Below are 20,925 nucleotides of genomic sequence, written 5' to 3'. Positions count from 1 at the left end.
CCTTTACACTCTACAATGTACTTTCACTTGGTAGTTCCTTCTTTTCAATCCCTAAATCAGCAAATGTCGCCATCTCGGTTAAAATTCGCGTTGCCGCATCTAGAAGTGGATAAGCTAATGCTGCTCCTGTCCCTTCTCCTAATCTTAAATCAAGGGATAGAAGGGGCTTTTTATTTAAATATTCAAATACAGTTTTATGCCCAGGCTCTACCGATTGGTGACTAATTATCAAATAGTCCTTGATCGTTGGAGACAATTCATAAGCCACTAGAGCAGCTGCTGTTGAAATAAAGCCATCAACAATTACGGGAGTACGATCAGCTGCTGCTTGTAATAAAACACCTGTTAATGCAGCAATTTCAAGGCCACCTACCCGTGCTAACACTTGAAGCGTTGAGGCACCGTTTATGTTTCGACGCTTTAGCGCTTCTTCAATAATTGCAATTTTATGTTGTTGTTCTTCATCGTTTAATCCCGTACCCCGTCCAACAACCTCTTGAACATTCGCATTCGTATAAGCAGCAATTAATGCACTACTCGCGGTCGTGTTACCAATTCCCATTTCACCAATGATAATCACTTCATGACCATTATCAATTACATTTTTTGCTACATCCATCCCTGCCTCAATCGCTTGTAATGCTTCATGTTCACTCATGGCATCTTCTGTATAAAAATTATTCGTCCCTTTTTTCACTTTTTTCATAACTAGAGATGGATCGTTCACCTCACCATTCACACCAACATCGACTACTGTCACAGAGGCACCAATTTGGTTGGCTAATACATTAATAGCTGCACGCCCCTCAATAAAGTTATGAATCATTAGTTTGGTCACTTCTTGCGGATAAGCTGAGACTCCTTCAGATACAATGCCATGATCTCCCGCACAAACAATAACAGCAGGTGATTTCACCGTCGGACGTTCTTTTCTAGTAATTCCTGCTAGTTGAATGGCTAACTCTTCAATTCTACCGAGAGCACCGATCGGCTTTGTTAATTGATCAACATGTTCACTTACACTTTGCATCACTTGGGCATCGAGTGGCATTATTTGCGAGAGGATTTTATCAATTTTCTTCATCTTTATTCTTCTCCTTGTACTGTAGACATTTATCAACGAAGGAAACAGCGATTTGTGGATTTGAAGCGAAATGAATATGCGTATAGCCTGCGACTAGATTGTCAGTCTTATAGCCTTCTTCTTTTTCACCGCGAAGCGCTTTAATATAATGGGCTTTTGGCAACTCCTCATCACTTTCAAAAATAGAATAATGAAACTCATGACCACGAGCTTCTTCATTTTTCTTTAATAGAAACGTCTCATCGATAGCAGTCACTTGACGATACCCGAGCGCAGCTAATCTTTCTTGCATTTTAACCTTTCCAGGGATCATACCGACCATCGGAAACGTTTCGCCTTGCCTATTTGCCATGAATTCTGTCAAATACATAAATCCACCACATTCAGCAAACGTAGGCAGTCCATTTGAAATAGCGTTTCTTATATCCAGTTTGGCTTGGTCGTTTTCTGATAGCTCTTTAGCAAACTCTTCTGGGAAGCCACCACCAATGTACAAGCCATCTACTCCAATAGGTAACGTTTCACCTGCTAACGGACTAAAGAAAACAAGCTCTGCACCTGCTCGCTCTAATAATTTGAAGTTTTCACGATAATAAAAATTAAATGCCGAATCGTAGGCGACAGCTATTTTAACCTTTCGTTCTCCTTCATCCTGCTTTAAAAATAAGTCTGTTTTCAACTCAAGTGCCGGACCTTGTTCAGAAATACGCAATAGCTCTTCTAAGTCTATTCGATCTGCGACGACATCCCCAAGTTCATAAAAAAACTCATCCAATTCGCCCCTCTCGATCGCTGGAATTAACCCTAGATGGCGTTCTGGAATCGTTAGACCATCTCCTTTTAATAAATACCCAACGACAGGTACATCGCATTCTTGCTCAACAGCCGTTTTACACAGTTCAAAATGTCCTTTACTACCTGCTTGATTTAAAATGACACCCGCAATATTGACGTTTGGATCTAGCATTTGATAGCCTTTGACGATGGCCGCGGCACTTCTCGCCATACTTGCAATGTTAACGACTAAAATGACAGGTGCTTGAAGAAGTAAACTAATTTCTGCTGTACTCCCTACATTACTTTTCGGACTTTTTCCATCATAAAAGCCCATTACCCCTTCAATCATCGAAAGGTCCGCTCCTTGACTCGCTTCCACAAAAATATCGTTGACGATATCATGATCTAGCATCCAACTATCAACATTTCGTGAATGTCTACCTGTTACAGCGGTATGATAACTAGGATCAATGTAATCCGGTCCACACTTAAAGCCTTGAACCGTTAGCCCCTTCCTTTTAAAAGCTGCCATCAATCCGATCGTCAATGTTGTTTTTCCTACTCCACTATTCGTACCAGCAATCACTAATCTTCGTTGCATCATGTCACATCCTATAAACTACTTTTTCACAGCAATAGAAATGGTTACATTGCCACTTTTCTTTTTTTCTAATAAAGGTTCGTCTACTCCCGCAGCAATAAGCGCTGCCGGTTCGCTGACACCATAGGCTCCAGTAAATTTATACACCGTTTCCGAAGGGTTTTTTATCGGCGCAGCGTTTAATTGTTCTGGGGTGTAATAGATGAAATCCCAGCCATAATCGCTACAAGCCTCTATTAATCCTTCTTCATCCTTTTTCAAATCAATCGTGGCAATCGCTTTAACTGCCTGAATAGAGATCTCTTGCTCTTTCAACGTTTCCTCAATGACTTGTTTAATTTCATCGACACTCGTTCCACGGTTACAACCGATGCCTAAATAAACGGATTTGGGTCGATATAATACGCCATTCGCTAACAATTTGTCCTCTTCTTCTTGCGACAAAATCCGGTGAGTGATCACGAGGGATGCATTATATTCAATATCAAGTGCCTCTTCATAGGATTGTACCACTTTCATCTGTTTCGGCAGTGGCCGATCATGCTTCCACCACGTTTTCTCGCCAGATTCTTGCAAGATGAGAACCGGTTCTTCATTCACTACAGCGGCACTTACCGGAGTCACATTTGCATAATCTTCAACCTTCCAGCCAAATTCACGCCCGAATATATCAACAGGAATCGTCTTCTGTACATCGGATGCCGTCGTTATAACAGGAGTTGCCCCAATATAGGAAGCCACTTCACGAGTTAAATCATTAGCACCACCAATATGTCCAGAAAGCACACTAATGACAAACTCCCCTTTATCATCAATAACGACGACAGCAGGGTCAGTTTTCTTATCTTTTAAAATCGGAGCAATCATACGAACCACAGCCCCTAAGGATATAACCATAATAATTCCATCATAGCGCTTAAACATATCCGGTAAAAGAAGTCTAATAGAACCCTCAAATAACTGGATATTTTTTTCTCGTTCATCACCACGTTCAAACTTCTTCATATAAAACATATCTGCTTTTGGCATGGAATTACGTAACGTTCGAACCAAGTCGACACCATGTTTGGTAATCGCAACTAAAGCAATGTTATCCATTAACCTGTTCCCCTTTACGAAAGCCGTGGGTAAAAGTTTTATCATAAAGCTTTGATTCATATTTTCCTTCTTCGGTTAAAAGACGCTCATCGGCGGCTTTACTAATGATCACCATCGCTTGTTTCCGAATACCTTCAGCTCTCATCGTTTCATCTAATTGTCCTAACGTCGTTCTCACTACTTTTTGGTCTGGCCAAGAGGCACGGTAAACAACGACGACCGGATCGGTTTCGAGCCACCCTGCTTCAAGGAACTCACGAACGACTTTTTTAATTAATGTTGCACTTAAAAATAAAGCCGTTGAACAATGATGACTTGCTAAGTCTTTTAACTGTTCTCGCTCTGGCATCGGTGTTCGACCTTCCGCTCGCGTTAAAATCACCGTTTGTGTTAACTCTGGTACAGTTAGTTCAATTCCAGCTGCTGCTGCTGCTGCAAATACTGAACTCACACCAGGAATGATTTCATAATCTACCTCAGCACGCTTTAAATAACGCATCTGTTCTAATATCGCACCATAGACTGCGGGGTCTCCTGTATGAACACGGGCAACACTTTTCCCTTGTTCAACATTAGTAACCATACAATCTACAAGTTCTTCTAAGTTCATTCCAGCACTTTTTAAAATTTCCGCTTCAGGCTTTGCCACTTCCATTAACTGTTCGTTCACAAGAGAATCGGTATATAAAATGACATCTGCTTGCTTCAAAATATTCTGTCCCTTTACCGTAATCAGTTCTGGGTCTCCTGGACCTGCACCAACAATATACACTTTTGCTTCTAACAAAAGAGTCACCTACTTTCTTACTAACATTAACGTTAAATATTCGAGTTCTGCCGTTTTTAATTCACGAACATCTTTCCAAATATATTCCTCACCAGATGTTACCTTTGTAACAACCGTCGCTTTATCAATTAAATCCAGTTCTTCTAAAAGGTCAATCATCATCGGCAATACTTTTGCTACCTTAATAAAAACAATCCCATCATGATCCTGCAGTGCTTTTTTCATCTCATCACGATTTTCTGTTGCTGGGATAATCCCTGTCCAATCATCTCCATCTGCAAGTGGAATGCCAAGTGTTGATGCGGCACCGTTTACCGATGAGATCCCAGGTATAGAAACGACATTGACTTCGGGATAAAGTTCTTTCATCAATCGGTACATATGAATAAATGTACTATACAGCATCGTGTCGCCTTCTGTTACAAACGCAACATCTTTTCCTTGTTTGACATAATCCCATACTTGTCCGGCGATTGTCCGCCATTCTCTGTCAAGGACGTCTTGATCCTTTGTCATTGGAAAGACGAGTCCGAGCATTTCTTTATTTTCTGTATCGATAAATTGTTCGACAATTTGATAAGCATAGCTTTTACTACCCTTCCTTTTTTTCGGGTAAGCAACGACATCAGCTTCTTTAAGCATTCGATATGCTTTAATTGTGATTAACTCAGGATCGCCAGGACCCACCCCAACACCGTATACGGTTCCGATTGTCATTCTAGTTCCTCCTTATGCTTTGCTGTGATGATGTAAATTGGATTCAATCCCTCAAAACGGTTCATATGTAAAATGGGTTTACTTCTCGAAATTTGCACGAGTTTAATCGATGTTTCAAAATCTAGCGCCGCAAACGTTTCATTCGCTAGATATAGAGTTTCGATGGTAGCCGCATTCAAAACGATTCGTCCACCTTTATTGAGGCGACTCGCACATACTTTTAGTAATTCCTGCATTTCTCCACCTGTACCACCGATAAATATGGCATCAGGATTCGGAAACTCTTCTAGTCCTTCAGGGGCTTTATTACATTTAATGGTAATATCTGTTCTGAATTTTTTTGTATTTTCTAAACAATTTTCATAGTCAGCTTGATTTTTTTCAATCGCATAAACTTGACCTCGTCTTGCTATTCTTGCACTTTCAATGGCAACAGATCCTGTACACGTGCCAATATCCCAAACAACGGAATTTTCATGCAAGTTTAATTCAGACAAACTAAGCACTCTCACTTCTTGTTTCGTAATTAAACCTTTATCTGGTTTTCTTTGTTTAAATTGATCATCTGAAATTCCGATCGACCAGCTAGGACCATCTCCATTTCGTTTCAAGATCACAACATTCAGGGGATGACCTTCGTAACCAGCCATTTCTTCTAAAGAAAGTGAAACGACTTTTTCATTTTCTCCTCCAAGCGCTTCCGCTACGTATCCATCATATTCTTTTATCCCGTAGGAAAGAAGATACTTCGCGATTTCAGCTGGTGAGTTTGTTTCATCTGTTAATAGACAAACTTTATCTTTGCCATCCACCTTTTGCGCTAGCCCTTTCATGGCACGACCGTGCACACTAATAAATGTACAATCCTGCCAGCTTTCTTGAATTTTTGCAAAAGCTTCTTGAATGGAACTGATATTTGGATAAATTTCAACTGGTATTTTTTTTGAAAGATAACTTCCGATCCCGTAAAATAATGGATCTCCAGAAGCTAATAAGACACAGCGCTTATTTGATGTTTGTAGCTGTTCAACGACCGACTTTAAGCCGCCTTTTAACACGATACGTTCACCTTGAAATTCTGGAAAAAAACTTAATTGTCGTTCTCCTCCTATCAGACATTCACTTTCATAGATCCACTTTTCATAGATCGGTAAAAGACTCGCCTTCCCACCATCTGTTATTCCGATGATTTTAATTGGTTGTTCCACTTTACAACCTCCCTTCCTAACACTTCTTTGCTCATTGAAATGATATATGCTTCAATATCTAAACCGCCTCTAATCTCTTTAAGGCTCTGATGACAAATAGCCTCACACAGCTTTGAAAAAAAAGTGGGATGCTCATGCTCCAACATGAGGGTTCCAACTTGTGAAGCTGTATTCGCTCCAAGAATTTCTTCTATTAATTCATTCGGTACCCCTGATTCTCTTGCTACTTCTGCAAGAAAGTTAAAATCGACGGGTGCGCTTTTAGAATGTACCATCATGACACCTTGAGCCACTTTTGAGAACTTTCCCATCATACCAACGAGGGTTACTTTTTTTACTTTTTTCGCCTTACATTGCTTTAATGCGAACCCAACAAAATCGCCCATTTCAATAAACGCTTCTTCTTTTATTTCAGGATGGGTTTCAATCGCAAACTTCTCACTTCTACCACCCGTCGTTAAAAATAAATGATCACACCCATTGGTGACGGCTACTTGGATCGCCTGAGCAATACTCGCTTTAAAAGCCGAAGTAGAGAACGGAACAACAATCCCCCTCGTGCCTAAGATTGAAATCCCGCCAATAATCCCCAATCTACCGTTCAATGTTTTTTTTGCAATCTCTTCCCCTTCTGGAACAGAAATAATGATCCGAACACCATTCGTAAGTGAGAATTGTTCGAATACTTCTAAAGCGACTCCCATAATCATTTGTCGAGGGACGGGGTTGATTGCCGCCTCGCCTACAGCTACAGGTAGGCCAGGTTTTGTAACTCTTCCAACCCCGATGCCACCATCTAGGTGAATACCTTCGTTATTTGTTAATCGGACGGTCGAAACAATCTCTGCCCCATGAGTAGCATCAGGGTCGTCGCCGCCATCCTTAATAACAGTTGCTGAAGCTTCCGTTTGACTAAAGGTTACGTTTTCCATTTGAAACGTAACCACCTCACCGACTGGCAACCGGATGGATACTTCCTTCACTTCTTTTTGTTGAAGAAGAGAAAGCAATGCGGCTTTTGTTGCCGCAGTTGCATTTGCTCCAGTTGTATAACCGTACCGCATCTGTTTCGGGTCTTTTTCCACTTTCTTTTTCATGGTTTATCCCTGCTTTTCAGCCATGATTGACAATGCATTTAGCGCGGCTACAGTTACTGGACTTCCTCCTTTACGACCGATGTTTGTAATAAAAGGGATATCCAATTTAGCGAGCTCTTCCTTAGACTCCGCTGCCGAAACAAAGCCTACGGGCATGCCAATGACGAGTCCAGGCCGTGCTTCACCGTTCTTTACTAAACGAATAAGCTCTAGTAATGCCGTCGGTGCATTTCCGATCGCAAAAATTCCGCCATCTGCTTCTTTAATCGCTTTACGAATGGACACAATCGCTCGAGTCGTATTTAACCGTTTCGCTTCTTCCATAACATCTTGATCAGAAATATACACATGAACACTGCCACCAAATTTTTCAAGACGTGGTTTACTAATGCCTACTTGAACCATTTGTACATCAGCAACTACTTTCTTTCCTGAACGGATCGCTTGAATTCCTGCTCGCACTGCATCCGGGTGAAACACAACACTTCTGCCTAAATCAAAATCAGCAGATGCATGAATGATTCGTTGCACGACTGGATATTGTTCCTCTGTAAAATCATGTTCACCTAATTCATCAGTAATCATCTGAAAGCTTAATCCTTCAATCTCTTGTGGTTGTACAGTTAATGGTTTAAATTGCGTTTGAAAATCCATATTATTTACACCTCAACTTTTTGATTTATAGTATTTAAAACGTCCGTAAATGTTCTACAAATATGTCCGTAGTCAATTTTTGGACGAGCAATCATTATAATTGGTATATTTAATTGTCTAGCAGCTTCAACCTTTTCATCAACAGATCCGACCTTGCCACTTTCCTTTGTAATCATTAAAGTGACATCATATTGCTTAAATAGGGCAATGTTGAGTTCTTTAGAAAAAGGTCCTTGAATCGCTACAATGTTTTTTTGCTCAACGCCCAATTCCTCGCACTTTTCCATATTATCTTTTCGAGGCAGCATCCTTGCGATTAACCGCACTCCCTCTACTTGTAAAAGATGCTTTGTGAAAATTTGTAACGTTTTACTACCGGTCGTTAACATCACAACACCTTTTTGCTCTTTTGCAAGTACAGCTGCTTCCTCATAAGACTTGACATACGTAATAAGTTCATCATCATCTTGATAATCTTCACGCTCATAGCGCACATAAGGTATTTGCGCAAGTCGCCCGGCTTCCACACCATTTTTTGAAGCTTCTTCAGCGAATGGATGCGACGCATCTACAATCATCCTGATTCCTCTTTTATGAATAAAGTCTGCCATCTCTTCCGCCGTTAACCTTCCAACGATTGTTTCAATGTTTGCTTCTCGTAATGAAATCGCTGCATTATCCGTCACAACTGAAGAAACCACTTCATAACCTGCAGCTTTCACCGTTATCGCTAGCTCTCTTGCATCACTTGTACCAGCTATTACATAAATCATTTGTCAACCTACCTTTGCAACTCATGATCATGATCATGGTCGTGATGGTGGTCATGGTCATGGGCGTGATGATGATGGTGATGGACATCCATATGTTCAATCGCATGAAGCCTGTAGGAACAGACGTCACAATTGAGTTTCACTTCTCCTTCAAGCGCCTCTTTCGCTCGGTCGATAAAAATCGTTTTTAATTCAGGATGGAAGCCGAAAAACTCAGTCATTGCAAACTGTAGGTCAGGATGCTTTGTTTGAAAGGCTTGAAGCTTTTCGCTCATTCGGTCCATCAAAATACCCGTAAAGAAAAAATAAGGAATAATATAAATTTTCTTTACCCCGAGCTTGATGGAACGGTCAACACCTTCTTCAACAGTTGGTGTAGTTACACCTATAAAAGACAGCTCTACATTGGCCATGTTTACTCTTTCTGATAACAATCTACCAATCTTGTATAATTCACTATTAGCATCGGCATCACTACTACCTCGGCCGACTAGTAAAATACCAGCATCCTTTTGTTCTTCTTTAAAGCCAACAACCTCTAAGCGTGATTGTAAAATATCAAATACTTTATCGTGTACACCAATCGGTCTTCCATAAGTAAATTGAACCTGAGGGTACTCTTTTTTCGCTTCATCGATTTCAACAGGAATATGAATTTTTGCGTGACCTGCTGAGAAAAACATCATTGGTACGAGTGCAACCTTCGTCGCTCCAAGTTCAATACAACGCTTGATCCCATCTCGAATTGTCGGATTGGAAAACTCTAAAAAACATGTCTCAACGATCGGACAGGATATGTCATTTACTAATGACTCTACAAACTGAAGTAGTTGTTCATTACCTTCTCTTTTTTTCGTTCCATGGCCGATAAATAAAATTGCATCCATTTCTCTTCCTCCTCTATTCATACTGCTAAGAGAACAAAAATCCGTAAAGTTTATTAAGGTTTCCCCCGGATTTTTTGAACTACTTCAATTAATCTCCACAAACCATATCTACAACAACTTGTTCCGGTACTTCTCGATAATGAAAACCTTCAATTTCTTGCACACGTTTAAAAAATTTGTGAAAGCGTTCATTTGGGAGTCCACGAGCTTTATAGTCATTTACGACTTTTACAACGAGATCAACAATTCTTTCTTGTTCAACACCTTCAGCAACGAGTTGTCCAACATGGGCGTTTCTTCCCGTTGTTTTTGCACCTAAAAATAAATCAAAGCCTTTTTTACGATAAATTATGCCAATATCATTGGTTGGCGCCCCGTAGCAAGCCATTCCACATCCATTAAATCCAATATTCAATTGCTTTGGAACTGTCATACCACCAATACGTTGCCCGAGTTCTTCTACTTGAGGAATAGATTCTGCTTTTTCACCATCGCAAAAATCACATGCTTTTATATTTACGACATCACCAATTGGGAGAAGAAGTAATCCTACATCTGATAAGCGTTTCGTAATTTTATTTGGATTAGCTGTTTTCACTGATACTTTAATGACATGATCTGGTGTATACTCAAGATCCGCTTCCTCACCGACAGCTTCAGCTAAAGTCATCATTTGCAGCGGTGTTAATTTTTTATTAGCGATCCCAGGAGATACAGCAAATTCAAAGATATCTTCTTGTTGAAACACGACGTCTTTTTCATGGGTTGCTTTATCAGACACTTTCGTTTCAATATTTAATTTTTGTAACGCTTCTTCTGCTAGCATACGGGAACTGAGCGGTCTTTCAACCTCACCTCTTTCTTCTTCCATCCCTCCATGAAGAGCCCAAGGTTCTGCTTCTCTTTTTAACCTTTCATGTGGTTTAAGCTGTTGGTCACTTCCATTCAACGTATATTTTCGTTGGTAGCCTCGTGGCGTAATCATCTTCCCGTCATAAATGAATGTAGAATTATTTCCAATAATCACGGTTGTTAACATCCCGATTTCATGATTGAGCATATGGGCTAAATCGGTGATAACAATGTGTTCCCTTTCTCGATAGGCACTCTTTACCAAGCCAACTGGAGTATTTGGCGATCGGTAGTTTAATAGAATTTTTTGCGTTTCAACAATTTGCTTTGTTCTCTTTCCACTGCGTGGATTGTATAATGCAATGACAAAGTCTGCTTGGGCTGCAGCATCTACCCGCTTTTTAATGAGTTCCCAAGGTGTTAAATGGTCACTTAAACTAATCGTACATGCATCGTGCATAATCGGTGCACCTAGTAATGATCCACAAGAATTAATTGCAGAAATACCTGGGATTATTTCAACCTCTACACCCGTTTCTTCTTGCCACCCTTTCTCAATTAACACTTCATATACAAGGCCTGCCATTCCGTAAACACCTGAATCACCACTTGAAATGACCGCCACTTTTTTTCCAGTTTCTGCTTGTCTAACCGCTTCCTGAGCCCGACTCACCTCTTCTGTCATTCCCGTTCGAACAATTTCTTGTTTCGTAATTAATGGTCGAATTAAATCAACGTATGTACTGTATCCAATAATCGAATCTGACTCTAAAATCGCTTCCTTTGCTCGAAATGTCATATGTTGTTCACTGCCTGGACCGAATCCGATAATTAGTAACTTCCCTCGTTCCATTCCAATCATCTCCTTCTTTCATGAATTACCTTATGCAAGAAATAACAAAGCTAGACCAAATCCTATACTTAAAGTGCCGATAAAAACCAATAAGTAAACCGGTTCCTAGAATGGACCATAATCCGATTTCCATCTTTACTTCTTCCCCTATTCAACTTATTAATAATAAAGGCTCTTTTCTCAAAGATTGTTGCTTTTTGCTTTTGGACCGTAAGCCAAGCGGAGGCTTGGCTCTTCACGCATAGCGTGAAGGTTTTGAAAATAAAATAGCCGATCAGACAAATGAATTTGTCTTGAAAAGGCTATTTTATTTTCAAAAAACGGTCCAAAAGCAACAAAGTTTACGAAAACAGCCATAATAAAAAAGCACCTCTAACCATAGAAGATGGTTAGAGGTGCTTAAACATTAGCGTAAAAGAAATACCTAGCATAATGATTGCTAACAGAAAAATCCGCTCTCTAACACTTCCCTATCTTCCGTAGGTCAAACAGTGTTGTTAGAAAAGGCAGGTCTCCTGGCTTATGGTTATCGTACACTATCCCTTCCCATTCGATTAGAACAGTGGATTAATAGAGTACAACCAAATTACAGTGGCGGGACCGCGTCGGACTTTCACCGAACTTCCCTTTAAAAGATTTTCCTGTCATTACAAAAAGTCAGCAACAATTCTGCCTTCTTTTTGAACACAAATCATGAGGTAAAATCTTTACCCTTTCCCAACATATGTGATTGTCACTTTTAGATTATAGAAGACATATATGTTTGTCAATCTATTTTTATGAATCTAGTATATCGAACGATTATAATGCACAATCTTCAATTTCAAAACCTAGGTCTTCAATAATATTATGATCTTCGGTTACAGCTTGGCCCTTTGTTGTTAAATAATCTCCAACGAAAATGGAATTTGCTGCATATAATGCTAACGGTTGTAACGTCCGTAAGTTAATCTCCCTGCCTCCAGAAACACGAATTTCTTTGGAAGGATTAATAAAGCGCATTAATGCTAGAACCTTTAACGATTTCATCGGCTCTGTCCGTTTATAGTTTTCTAGTGGAGTTCCTGGTATAGCATGAAGAAAGTTGACTGGAATAGAATCGGCATCAATTTCTCTAAGCGAGTAGGCAATTTCAACTATTTGTTTATCGGTTTCGCCCATTCCAATGATACAGCCAGAGCAAGGTGACATTCCTGCAGCCTTCACTTCTTCAACCGTGTTTACTCGATCATCGTATGTGTGTGTCGAAGTAATATTTACGTGGTTATCTTTATGAGTATTTAAATTATGGTTATACCGGTGAACGCCTGCTTCCTTTAATTTCTTAGCTTTTTCATCACTTAAAATTCCTAAGCATGCACAAATCTTTAATGGCATCGTTGCCGTAATTTCACTAACTGCTTCTATAACTTGATTCACTTCCTTATCTGTAGGTCCCCGGCCACTAGCTACAATACAGTATGTCCCAGCCTTTCGGTTCAAAGCTTCCTTTGCACCAGCAATAAGCGTTTCTTTATCTAATAGCGAATACTTTTCAACTGGTGCTGTTGAAACGATAGACTGTGAACAATAGCCGCAATCTTCAGGGCATAGTCCGCTTTTGGCATTAAAAATCATATTCAGTTTCACTTTTTTTCCGTAATAATGCTTCCGAACACGAAAAGCGGCTTGCATAATCGCTAAAATCTCATCATCATCTGCTTGAAGAATACGTAAACCTTCTTCAATTGTTAATACTTCTCCATTTAACGATTTATCTGCATATTGCTCCCAAACACTTTTAGTTGATGTAGTAGATGTCATAAACCCTCTCCCTTTCGTTAACTTATTATTAATTTAAGTTAACATTTTAAACAGGAGTTGACAAGAATTATTTACCATTTAAAAAAGGAATAGCCAAAAACTATTCCTTCTCTTCACTCATATAGTCCTTCATCCGATCATGAAACCACTGATCTCTCGTTGAATTATTTATAATTTCTTCATCGACTAATTCTTTAAGAAATTGATGACATTTACTTTTATCACTGATTTTTTCCAAAATTCTTTTCCTTGCATGATATAAGAATTCTGTATATTCTTCATATTCTTGTCCATACTCTTCACTAATTTGGTTGACAATTTTTTTAGCTAATAAAGGACTCGCACCCTCTGTTGAAACCGAAATCGTAAGTCTTCCTCTTTGTAAAGTAGAGGCCATATGAAAATCACTTAAATCTGGGTGGTCAACAACATTAATTAATTGGTGTGGCTTTCTATCTTTATAAATCGATAAATTCACGACTGAATCGTTAGTAGCCGCTATAATGAGAAACGCTTTTTCTAAAAATTTTTTATGATACTCCGTACGAATCCATTGAATTGAACGGTTATTGACGAGCTCAAGCAACGATTCACTTATCTGTGGTGAGACAACCGTTACAATAGCGTTATATTTTAATATCTTTATAGCTTTTCGCTCAGCTACCTTACCACCACCAATTATAATGACGGGCTTATCTTTTATACTGATATTAATTGGCATTAGACTCATGATATAAACCTTCCAGTAACCCTAGTGTTTTAGATCGAATGACTTCTTTTACCTGATCGTGATAACCAAGAAAGTTACATAAATGTATTTGCTTATTTTGTGTTTGTTGTAACTCAATAATTTTTAGACCCATAGTTTTCATTAATACACCTGTAAACAATAAATAAGGAAGCACATAAATCACTTCATTTTCCTCATGCAAAATATGTTTTAATCCGTCTTCGAATGTAGGGGTAGTCGCTGCTAAATAACATGTATTTACTTGCTTTAACCCTAGCTTTACTTTTAACCGTCTAGCAATTTCTTCAAAATCTGCTTTTGCATCTTTGTCACTACTACCTCTTCCGACAAGTAATACAGAAATTTTTCCTACATCACTTTCTCGTAGTCCTTTTTCCTTCAGGCGATCAAACACGATATCAACCATTCGGTCATCTACACCAATTGGCGAACCATAAAAAAAATGGATGCTTGGATACTTTTCTTTTGCTCGTCTTATTTCTTCAGGAATATCTTTTTTGGCGTGACCAGCTTCTAATAGTAATACGGGCTGAATAAAAATTTTCGTTGCCCCTTGTTCAATACATCGGTCAATTCCTTCAAGTATCGTTGGGTTAGTTAATTCGATAAAAGCAACTTCTTGAATCGGTAACGGAAGCTCTTCCATCACTTGACGAATAAACAATAAAAATTGTTTATTACCTGCTTGTACTCTCGACCCGTGCCCAATAAACAGTACCGCTTCCACACTTCTCCCTCCTTAATTGCTTTCGATTAAAGATTTTTTGAGAAAATATTCAACTAAAGCCGAATGAGTTGGCTCGTCCAAAACATGCTCAATCATAAACCCTGCATCAGTTGCTGCTTGTGCAGATTTCTTTCCAAAACAAACCACGTTCAATTTTAATAGCTTATCTGCAAAGTACTGAGAAATTTGTTCTGCTCCACTTTTCAACTCAGCTACTGATTTTGCACTTGGGAAAACAATCGTTGATAAAAACTGGTCATCCATCAACCGTTGTACAACAATTTGTGAAGCTTTTGTGATTTGCATTTCGTGGGTAATAAATACATCTATTTCACGATATGCAGCTACCGTTTTTTTCTCTCCAACAACTAATTGCTTAGGACCTACTTCAACTTCCTGTGCCTTTTCAGCCATACATCCAAACTTTTGCAGCTCTTTAAATGATTTTTCAGAAAGAACTTGAAACTGTGCTTGGATAGTACGAATATCTATTTGCTCAATATTTAGCCATGAAAAAAAATAATGCACACTATCAGGAGATGTAAAAATAATTTTTTCGTATTCGCTGATTTTTTTACTCAAGTGGTCATTTCCAATAGCTTGTAGTAGTAAATTGGGCTTAAAAGAAGGATAGCTGTATACATCTGCACCTAAACCTCGCAGCTTTTCTTCCACTAAACTCTTCTCTGAACTCGTTCTTGCTAATAAAATTTGCTCTCCAAGTAGCGGCTTTTCCTCAAACCATTTGATCTTTTTACGCAAAGTAACAATATCTCCAACTAATGTAATCGCTGGGTTTTGAAAATTTGTTTTTTCTACTTCTTGAGAGATTGTTTCCAATGTTCCTTCTAACGTTTTTTGTCTTCCATATGTTCCCCACTGGATCAGAACAACTGGAGTTTTCGGAGCTCTTCCATGTTTCATCAATTGAGTGGAAATATGAGTAATGTTACTTACTCCCATATAAAAAGCGATCGTATCGATCCCATTTGCAAGTGAACTCCAATCTATCAACGGTTGGCCTGAAATTGATTTATCATGTCCTGTTACAACGGCAAAAGTACCACCAAACTCACGATGTGTAACTGGAATCCCCGCATAACTCGCTGCTGCAATACTAGAAGTAATTCCTGGGATAATTTCAAACGGAATACCTGCTTGAGCTAAACTTTCAGCTTCCTCACCCACACGACCAAATACACTAGGATCGCCACCTTTTAATCGAACGACTACTTTCCCGGCTTCTCCTTTTTCGACGAGTGTCTCATTAATTTTTTCTTGTCTCATAATATGACGATTTGGAAGCTTCCCCGCATAAATAAATTCAGCATTTGGCTTAGCAAGTTGAAGAAGGGTTGGATTAACTAACCGATCATATACAATGACATCCGCTTCTTCTATCTTCTTTTTCGCTTTTATTGTAAGCAACTCTTCGTCACCTGGTCCAGCACCGACTAAATAGACTTTTCCTTTTTTCATTTCAGCTTCCCCTTTGCCATTCGTTGTAGGTAATTTAGTTTATTTATGTACTTTTAACGAGTTCATATACACTCCTCATTAGTGTACACCATTTATAAAGGTACTTTTATTCCCGAGTTTTTTTATATGTTTTATAAAGTATAATAAAAATAAAACAAACGTGCAACTAAAAATGAAAGTGAACTTTATTTATTGTACATACTATTTCGTGTCAATAGGTGGTAAACTTACGTTAAATTTTTACAAATTTCAAACCAATTATCTTTAGATTTATATACAATAATACATGTAAGATTATCTTACATCGAAGCCATTTCTTAATTCCGAATATGTTATAGTAAATAATAAGAAAAATAAAAATAGAAAGAAAGTTGTACTAATGGAGAGGAGTACGTTCATGTCTTATAAAGATAAAAAAGTGATTACGATTGGTATGGTTAGTGAGCTAACAGGCCTATCTGAAAGGAAAATTCGTTACTACGAAGAGCGGAAATTAATTTTCCCAGAACGTACCAAAGGCGGAACAAGGAAATATTCCTTTCTTGATGTAGAGCGCCTCGTCGATATCGCTAATAAGATGGAAGATGGAATGCAAACCTTCGAAATACGGAAAATGGAACAAAAAGAACTTAAGAAAAAAGAAGTTCGCGAACGCATGTTACGTGGCCAATTAAATGCCGCTTTCAATATGAGGAAATAAGCAAAGGAACGATTTTCGTTTCATTTGCTTATTTTTTTGTTTTCATAAGAAATTCAGTTTATGGAAAACTATGATCAATCAATATGTGTTTCAAAAGGAGGACTCTTATGTACGACTGTATTATCATCGGTGGCGGTATTGGTGGACTTCAAGCAGCGATCCAATTAGGGCGTTATAAACACAATGTCGCAATTGTTGATAACGGAAGTGGTCGTTCTACTTTATGTAAAGAATACCATAATTTAATTGGTTGGCCTGATGGGGTGAGTGGCGAATTTTTTCGTGAAGTAGGAAGGAAACAAGCAATATCTTATGACATAGAACTTATCGATGCTACAGTGATCTCCATTTCAAAAGAAGAGAACAACGACACTTTTCTTGTTCACTTAAAGGACAAGCCAAGTCTACAAGGAAAAAAACTACTGCTTGCTACAGGAATGACTGAACGAATTCCAGATTTCGAAGGAATTTACCCGTGCTTAGGAAGATCGATTTATATTTGTCCGGACTGTGATGGGTATCAAATATCAAATCAAAAAACAGTCGTTATCGGATCAGGTAACAAAGGGGCTCATCTATCATTGATATTATCGTATTGGTCAGAAGACATTATATTTGTGAATCACGACCTAGAAGAAATCGACAGCAAACTGAAAATTAAATTAAAAGAAAAGCATATTCCTTTATATCAAGAAAATATAAATGAATTACATTATGAGAAAGAAGGTTATCTATCAGGAGTCACTTTATTAAACGGGTACAAAATAGAAACAAACCATGCATTTCTTGCCATGAAAGGAACAAGAGTCAACTCGGATATTGCAAAAGATATTGGCGTTGAACGATTAGAAAATATGCATATTAATGTAAATCCTCGGACAAAAGAAACAAATGTACCAAACGTCTGGGCTGTTGGCGACTTGATTAACCACTCTCAATTATTAAGTGTTGCCATGGGTGATGGTGCACAAGCTGCCATCTGGATACACAAAAGTTTAGTATCTTCATAAAAGGAGCTGGTTTCATACATGAAAAAGGTCATTCTATTTATCATTTTGATCACATTTTTTATGTCGCTACAACTACAAGGTTTCGCTGTAGAAAGAGATAAAAAAAATAATATACTAGATCAACCCCTACAGGTTGCAATTATTATTGATGATTTTGGAGGAGATGTGAAGGGAGTCAATGAATTTTTTGCATCTAAAATCCCCATTACTGTAGCAATTATGCCTTTTTTAACAAATAGCTCAGAACAAGCTCAAAAAGCCCATGAACTTGGATTAGAGGTAATGTTACACCTTCCTCTAGAACCTAAAAAAGGAAAGAAATCTTGGCTAGGACCGAACCCAATCACAAGTGATTTAAGTGAAGAGGAAATTAGAAAAAGACTAACTACTGCCATCGAAAGTATTCCTCATGTAGCTGGGATCAATAATCATATGGGCTCCAAAATTGTTGAAGATGAAAAAATTATGCGCGTAATTCTTGAAGTTGTAAAAGAATATGACTTATATGTTATAGATAGTGGAACGAGTGGTAAATCTGTCATTCCAAAGTTGGCAGAAAATATGAATATTCCATGGTCTACTCGAGATATATTTCTTGATGATACCCATTCCTCAAATAGTCATGTTTATAAACAAATGCTTAAATTGGCTAAAGTAGCCAATAAACGTGGAAAAGCTATTGGAATTGGTCATGTAGGTATAAAAGGCCATGAAACGGTAAAGGGTGTTCAATCTGCTTTATCACACTTTAAAGAACTAGGCATTCAAATTGTTCCAGCTTCTCATTTATTAGAAACAAAGATCGAACAAAATCCTGAAAGGTTTTGGCAGTCAGATTGATTATACTTTGATAAGGAGGTTATTATCTTGTTACTTAAAGAGCAACCTAAACGAGTTCAAAAAGAACAAGTGTGCTTAAAAAACACTTTTGATGATAAAATTTTTATGGCGTACTTTTTTAATAAGGCAGGTGAACAATCATGAGAAGGATCTACCTAGCCGCATGGTTCGTAGGAGGTTTTCTATTTCTAGGGTTGATTGCTCTTATTCTGACTAACAGTGATCAAATAGGCATGCAACAAACTTTTCCATTTACCGATAATATAGAACGACTTGAGCAAAAGGAGATGGATCACGTGTTAGCAGATGATTTATCGATGACAACATCGATGTTTCTTTCACAGCTTTCCTTGCAACTTGACCGCTGGGCTGAGCAGGATAAAAGTGATCAACAACTACAAAAAGAGTTTGCTAAGGAAGTCCGTGAGCATCCTCATTTTCACGCTTTTACTATAGTTGAAAATGGAAAAATGTCAGAGACAGTTGGTAACATCCGTCAGGAAAGACTAAAACAACTCCGTTACCAGCATGGAGACTTATCTTTTTCAGATCCATATAAAATAAACGGTGAAGACTATTTTATCATCGGAAAAAAACTTGAAGAAAACAAAATGGTTGCTGGTGAAATTGATTTAACATTCGTGAAACACTTTATTAAAGACATGGCTTCTGTAGCTGATGCCAATGGTAACTTTTTTGTTTCAGGACAAGACCCAGACGTCCAATGGAAAACAACAAAAGATTTACCAAAAGGGGCATCAGCGCAAACCGTACCAGAACTCGGCTGGCAAATTGTTGTACATTCTGACCTTAAAAAAGGTGAAGAACAACATTATATTGATGGACAAGCTGTAATCAAACTAAACGATAACGAAAATAGTGAGGCTTGGATCGAACAACAAGATGACCTTTCCTTAATAAAAAACAATGATCCTTATTACATCGTAGAATCGGCTACTAAATCAACCGATCAACTCCTAAATGAATTATCTAATCACCCTGATGTTGAATTTGTTGAACCGAATTTCTTATTTACTAAACAAGCAAAAGGAACTATTCCAAATGACGAATTTTTCCAACCATATCAATGGAATTTAAGTCAAATTTCAGCTGAAGAAGGCTGGGAAGTAACAGAAGGTTCACAAGGAACGACAATCGCTGTATTAGATACAGGTGTAGATCCAAAGCATCTGGACTTAAAAGGAAAGGTGCTTGAGGGCTTTAATGCCTTTGATGGAACAAACAATTCAATTGATCAGCACGGACACGGCACACATGTTGCTGGGATTGCAGCTGCTATTAGTAATAACGTTACAGGGATCGCCGGAATTGCTTGGCAAAATAATATCCTGCCTGTCAAAGTGCTTAACGAAAAAGGAGAAGGCTCTTCTTTCGAGGTTGCCCGTGGAATCAGGTGGGCTGTTGACAATGGAGCGAAGGTTATTAATATGAGCTTAGGTGACTACCATAACTCTTACATCTTACATGATGCTATCAAATACGCACATCAAAATGACGTTGTCTTAATTGCAGCTAGTGGTAATGATAACGTCGGTGACCCTATGTATCCTGCTGAGTATGAAGAAGTACTAACCGTTGCAGCGACAGACGACAAACGAGAACGTGCATTTTTCTCAAATTACGGGAACCACGTTGATGTATCAGCACCAGGTGAACACATCCCAAGCCTTTTTCCAAATAACAACTATGTGATTATGTCGGGAACTTCTATGGCCGCACCACATGTTGCAGGCTTAGCTGGATTAATACGGTCGATTAACCCTGAACTTTCTAATGATGAAGTATATGAACTTATCACATCCACAGCAATTGACTTAGGAGAAAACGGACATGATCCTTTTTACGGTGCTGGTGAAATAAATGTTGGTAATGCATTAAAACAGTTAGCTAATTAATTTTCCATCGCACAATCATTCCTACTCACTAAAGAGTAGATACCAATAAATAAGTAAAAATAGAGACTGACATAAACTTGTCAGTCTCTATGAAATGATTCAAATTATTTTATTAGAAACCCATTTCCTTTTCGGACTGGTTTCTTTTCTAATAGCACCAGTTCTTTAATAACAGGTAGCCGCAAGTATTCTTTCTCCACCTCGACTTCAGCAAGATGAAAAGCCATTTCTTCATCAGGAGCAGCAACGATTACTGTGACATTTGCATCCTCTAACGTAACTTCAAATCGATATAGATACATCGTGATCAC

The 20,925-nt window shown here is 38.4% G+C and carries 21 protein-coding genes and 1 riboswitch; of the genes, 4 read left to right on the top strand and 17 right to left on the bottom strand.

Annotated features, from left to right (window positions below):
* Positions 1–10: 10 nt before the first annotated feature.
* The 16 genes from cobT to cobA form a co-directional block, all read right to left on the bottom strand.
* A complete protein-coding gene (gene cobT, locus J0N78_RS11355; protein ID WP_209123212.1) occupies positions 11–1,084 on the bottom strand; it encodes a nicotinate-nucleotide--dimethylbenzimidazole phosphoribosyltransferase in 1,074 nt (357 codons plus the stop codon).
* Positions 1,071–2,465 carry a cobyrinic acid a,c-diamide synthase CobB gene (locus J0N78_RS11350; protein WP_209123210.1) on the bottom strand — a complete coding sequence of 465 codons (1,395 nt, stop codon included), beginning with the start codon at positions 2,463–2,465 and terminating at the stop codon, positions 1,071–1,073. Before J0N78_RS11350 ends, cobT begins: the two co-directional genes overlap by 14 nt.
* 15 nt (positions 2,466–2,480) lie before the next feature.
* Positions 2,481–3,560: a cobalt-precorrin 5A hydrolase gene (locus J0N78_RS11345; RefSeq protein WP_247747253.1), complete on the bottom strand. Its 1,080-nt coding sequence runs from the start codon at positions 3,558–3,560 to the stop codon at positions 2,481–2,483.
* Positions 3,553–4,356 (bottom strand): precorrin-4 C(11)-methyltransferase, encoded by an 804-nt coding sequence (gene cobM / locus J0N78_RS11340; protein ID WP_209123208.1) that lies wholly within the window; start codon positions 4,354–4,356, stop codon positions 3,553–3,555. The genes J0N78_RS11345 and cobM overlap by 8 nt, the downstream gene beginning before the upstream one ends.
* Positions 4,357–5,064, bottom strand: coding sequence for a precorrin-2 C(20)-methyltransferase (cobI, locus tag J0N78_RS11335; RefSeq protein ID WP_209123206.1), 708 nt, complete (start codon positions 5,062–5,064; stop codon positions 4,357–4,359). It abuts the gene before it with no gap.
* Entirely contained in the window at positions 5,061–6,272 is a 1,212-nt protein-coding gene (gene cbiE, locus J0N78_RS11330; RefSeq protein WP_209123204.1) for a precorrin-6y C5,15-methyltransferase (decarboxylating) subunit CbiE, read from the bottom strand. The genes cobI and cbiE overlap by 4 nt, the downstream gene beginning before the upstream one ends.
* A complete protein-coding gene (locus tag J0N78_RS11325) occupies positions 6,242–7,369 on the bottom strand; it encodes a cobalt-precorrin-5B (C(1))-methyltransferase (RefSeq protein ID WP_209123202.1) in 1,128 nt (375 codons plus the stop codon). Before J0N78_RS11325 ends, cbiE begins: the two co-directional genes overlap by 31 nt.
* Before the next feature lie 3 nt (positions 7,370–7,372).
* Positions 7,373–8,023 carry a precorrin-8X methylmutase gene (locus J0N78_RS11320; protein WP_209123201.1) on the bottom strand — a complete coding sequence of 217 codons (651 nt, stop codon included), beginning with the start codon at positions 8,021–8,023 and terminating at the stop codon, positions 7,373–7,375.
* 5 nt (positions 8,024–8,028) lie between these two features.
* Positions 8,029–8,796, bottom strand: coding sequence for a precorrin-6A reductase (gene cobK / locus J0N78_RS11315; RefSeq protein WP_209123199.1), 768 nt, complete (start codon positions 8,794–8,796; stop codon positions 8,029–8,031).
* A gap of 8 nt (positions 8,797–8,804) precedes the next feature.
* Positions 8,805–9,683 (bottom strand): sirohydrochlorin chelatase, encoded by an 879-nt coding sequence (locus J0N78_RS11310; RefSeq protein WP_209123197.1) that lies wholly within the window; start codon positions 9,681–9,683, stop codon positions 8,805–8,807.
* 88 nt (positions 9,684–9,771) lie between these two features.
* Positions 9,772–11,388 (bottom strand): precorrin-3B C(17)-methyltransferase, encoded by a 1,617-nt coding sequence (gene cobJ / locus J0N78_RS11305; RefSeq protein ID WP_209123195.1) that lies wholly within the window; start codon positions 11,386–11,388, stop codon positions 9,772–9,774.
* A gap of 180 nt (positions 11,389–11,568) precedes the next feature.
* Positions 11,569–11,745 carry a hypothetical protein gene (locus J0N78_RS11300; protein WP_209123194.1) on the bottom strand — a complete coding sequence of 59 codons (177 nt, stop codon included), beginning with the start codon at positions 11,743–11,745 and terminating at the stop codon, positions 11,569–11,571.
* 131 nt (positions 11,746–11,876) lie between these two features.
* A riboswitch (cobalamin riboswitch) is annotated at positions 11,877–12,052 on the bottom strand.
* Between the two features lie 137 nt (positions 12,053–12,189).
* The gene (bioB, locus tag J0N78_RS11295; protein WP_209123192.1) at positions 12,190–13,191 is read right to left on the bottom strand and encodes a biotin synthase BioB; all 1,002 of its coding nucleotides are present in this window, start codon (positions 13,189–13,191) and stop codon (positions 12,190–12,192) included.
* Positions 13,192–13,291: 100 nt separating this feature from the next.
* Complete coding sequence (locus tag J0N78_RS11290; RefSeq protein ID WP_209123191.1) at positions 13,292–13,921, bottom strand: precorrin-2 dehydrogenase/sirohydrochlorin ferrochelatase family protein; 630 nt, start codon at positions 13,919–13,921, stop codon at positions 13,292–13,294.
* On the bottom strand, positions 13,902–14,669 hold the full coding sequence (locus tag J0N78_RS11285) for a sirohydrochlorin chelatase (RefSeq protein WP_209123189.1): 768 nt from the start codon (positions 14,667–14,669) through the stop codon (positions 13,902–13,904). The genes J0N78_RS11290 and J0N78_RS11285 overlap by 20 nt, the downstream gene beginning before the upstream one ends.
* Before the next feature lie 12 nt (positions 14,670–14,681).
* Positions 14,682–16,148, bottom strand: coding sequence for a uroporphyrinogen-III C-methyltransferase (gene cobA, locus J0N78_RS11280; RefSeq protein ID WP_209123188.1), 1,467 nt, complete (start codon positions 16,146–16,148; stop codon positions 14,682–14,684).
* Between the two features lie 397 nt (positions 16,149–16,545).
* On the opposite strand from cobA, the gene J0N78_RS11275 reads away from it, so the two are divergent.
* The 4 genes from J0N78_RS11275 to J0N78_RS11260 all read left to right on the top strand — a co-directional run bounded on the left by J0N78_RS11275 (position 16,546) and on the right by J0N78_RS11260 (position 20,614).
* Positions 16,546–16,848 (top strand): MerR family transcriptional regulator, encoded by a 303-nt coding sequence (locus J0N78_RS11275; protein ID WP_209123186.1) that lies wholly within the window; start codon positions 16,546–16,548, stop codon positions 16,846–16,848.
* 107 nt (positions 16,849–16,955) lie between these two features.
* Complete coding sequence (locus tag J0N78_RS11270) at positions 16,956–17,858, top strand: NAD(P)/FAD-dependent oxidoreductase (RefSeq protein WP_209123185.1); 903 nt, start codon at positions 16,956–16,958, stop codon at positions 17,856–17,858.
* Between the two features lie 18 nt (positions 17,859–17,876).
* Complete coding sequence (locus J0N78_RS11265; protein ID WP_209123184.1) at positions 17,877–18,698, top strand: divergent polysaccharide deacetylase family protein; 822 nt, start codon at positions 17,877–17,879, stop codon at positions 18,696–18,698.
* Between the two features lie 140 nt (positions 18,699–18,838).
* Positions 18,839–20,614 (top strand): S8 family peptidase, encoded by a 1,776-nt coding sequence (locus J0N78_RS11260; protein ID WP_209123182.1) that lies wholly within the window; start codon positions 18,839–18,841, stop codon positions 20,612–20,614.
* Between the two features lie 104 nt (positions 20,615–20,718).
* On the opposite strand, the gene J0N78_RS11255 is transcribed toward J0N78_RS11260, so the two are convergent.
* Complete coding sequence (locus tag J0N78_RS11255) at positions 20,719–20,916, bottom strand: DUF3906 family protein (RefSeq protein ID WP_209123181.1); 198 nt, start codon at positions 20,914–20,916, stop codon at positions 20,719–20,721.
* Positions 20,917–20,925: the final 9 nt, after the last annotated feature.

The organism is Alkalihalobacillus sp. BA299 (genome assembly GCF_017745675.1).
Lineage (GTDB): Bacteria > Bacillota > Bacilli > Bacillales > Bacillaceae_F > Alkalihalobacterium.
This window is presented reverse-complemented; position numbering and strand designations above follow the sequence as displayed.

Coding starts and splice junctions, on each gene's coding strand:
- cobT (WP_209123212.1), bottom strand. CDS start 1,084: ATGAAGAAAATTGATAAAATCCTCTCGCAAATAATGCCACTCGATGCC.
- J0N78_RS11350 (WP_209123210.1), bottom strand. CDS start 2,465: ATGATGCAACGAAGATTAGTGATTGCTGGTACGAATAGTGGAGTAGGA.
- J0N78_RS11345 (WP_247747253.1), bottom strand. CDS start 3,560: ATGGATAACATTGCTTTAGTTGCGATTACCAAACATGGTGTCGACTTG.
- cobI (WP_209123206.1), bottom strand. CDS start 5,064: ATGACAATCGGAACCGTATACGGTGTTGGGGTGGGTCCTGGCGATCCT.
- J0N78_RS11325 (WP_209123202.1), bottom strand. CDS start 7,369: ATGAAAAAGAAAGTGGAAAAAGACCCGAAACAGATGCGGTACGGTTAT.
- J0N78_RS11320 (WP_209123201.1), bottom strand. CDS start 8,023: ATGGATTTTCAAACGCAATTTAAACCATTAACTGTACAACCACAAGAG.
- cobK (WP_209123199.1), bottom strand. CDS start 8,796: ATGATTTATGTAATAGCTGGTACAAGTGATGCAAGAGAGCTAGCGATA.
- J0N78_RS11310 (WP_209123197.1), bottom strand. CDS start 9,683: ATGGATGCAATTTTATTTATCGGCCATGGAACGAAAAAAAGAGAAGGT.
- cobJ (WP_209123195.1), bottom strand. CDS start 11,388: ATGGAACGAGGGAAGTTACTAATTATCGGATTCGGTCCAGGCAGTGAA.
- J0N78_RS11300 (WP_209123194.1), bottom strand. CDS start 11,745: ATGGCTGTTTTCGTAAACTTTGTTGCTTTTGGACCGTTTTTTGAAAAT.
- bioB (WP_209123192.1), bottom strand. CDS start 13,191: ATGACATCTACTACATCAACTAAAAGTGTTTGGGAGCAATATGCAGAT.
- J0N78_RS11290 (WP_209123191.1), bottom strand. CDS start 13,921: ATGAGTCTAATGCCAATTAATATCAGTATAAAAGATAAGCCCGTCATT.
- cobA (WP_209123188.1), bottom strand. CDS start 16,148: ATGAAAAAAGGAAAAGTCTATTTAGTCGGTGCTGGACCAGGTGACGAA.
- J0N78_RS11275 (WP_209123186.1), top strand. CDS start 16,546: ATGTCTTATAAAGATAAAAAAGTGATTACGATTGGTATGGTTAGTGAG.
- J0N78_RS11270 (WP_209123185.1), top strand. CDS start 16,956: ATGTACGACTGTATTATCATCGGTGGCGGTATTGGTGGACTTCAAGCA.
- J0N78_RS11265 (WP_209123184.1), top strand. CDS start 17,877: ATGAAAAAGGTCATTCTATTTATCATTTTGATCACATTTTTTATGTCG.
- J0N78_RS11260 (WP_209123182.1), top strand. CDS start 18,839: ATGAGAAGGATCTACCTAGCCGCATGGTTCGTAGGAGGTTTTCTATTT.
- J0N78_RS11255 (WP_209123181.1), bottom strand. CDS start 20,916: ATGTATCTATATCGATTTGAAGTTACGTTAGAGGATGCAAATGTCACA.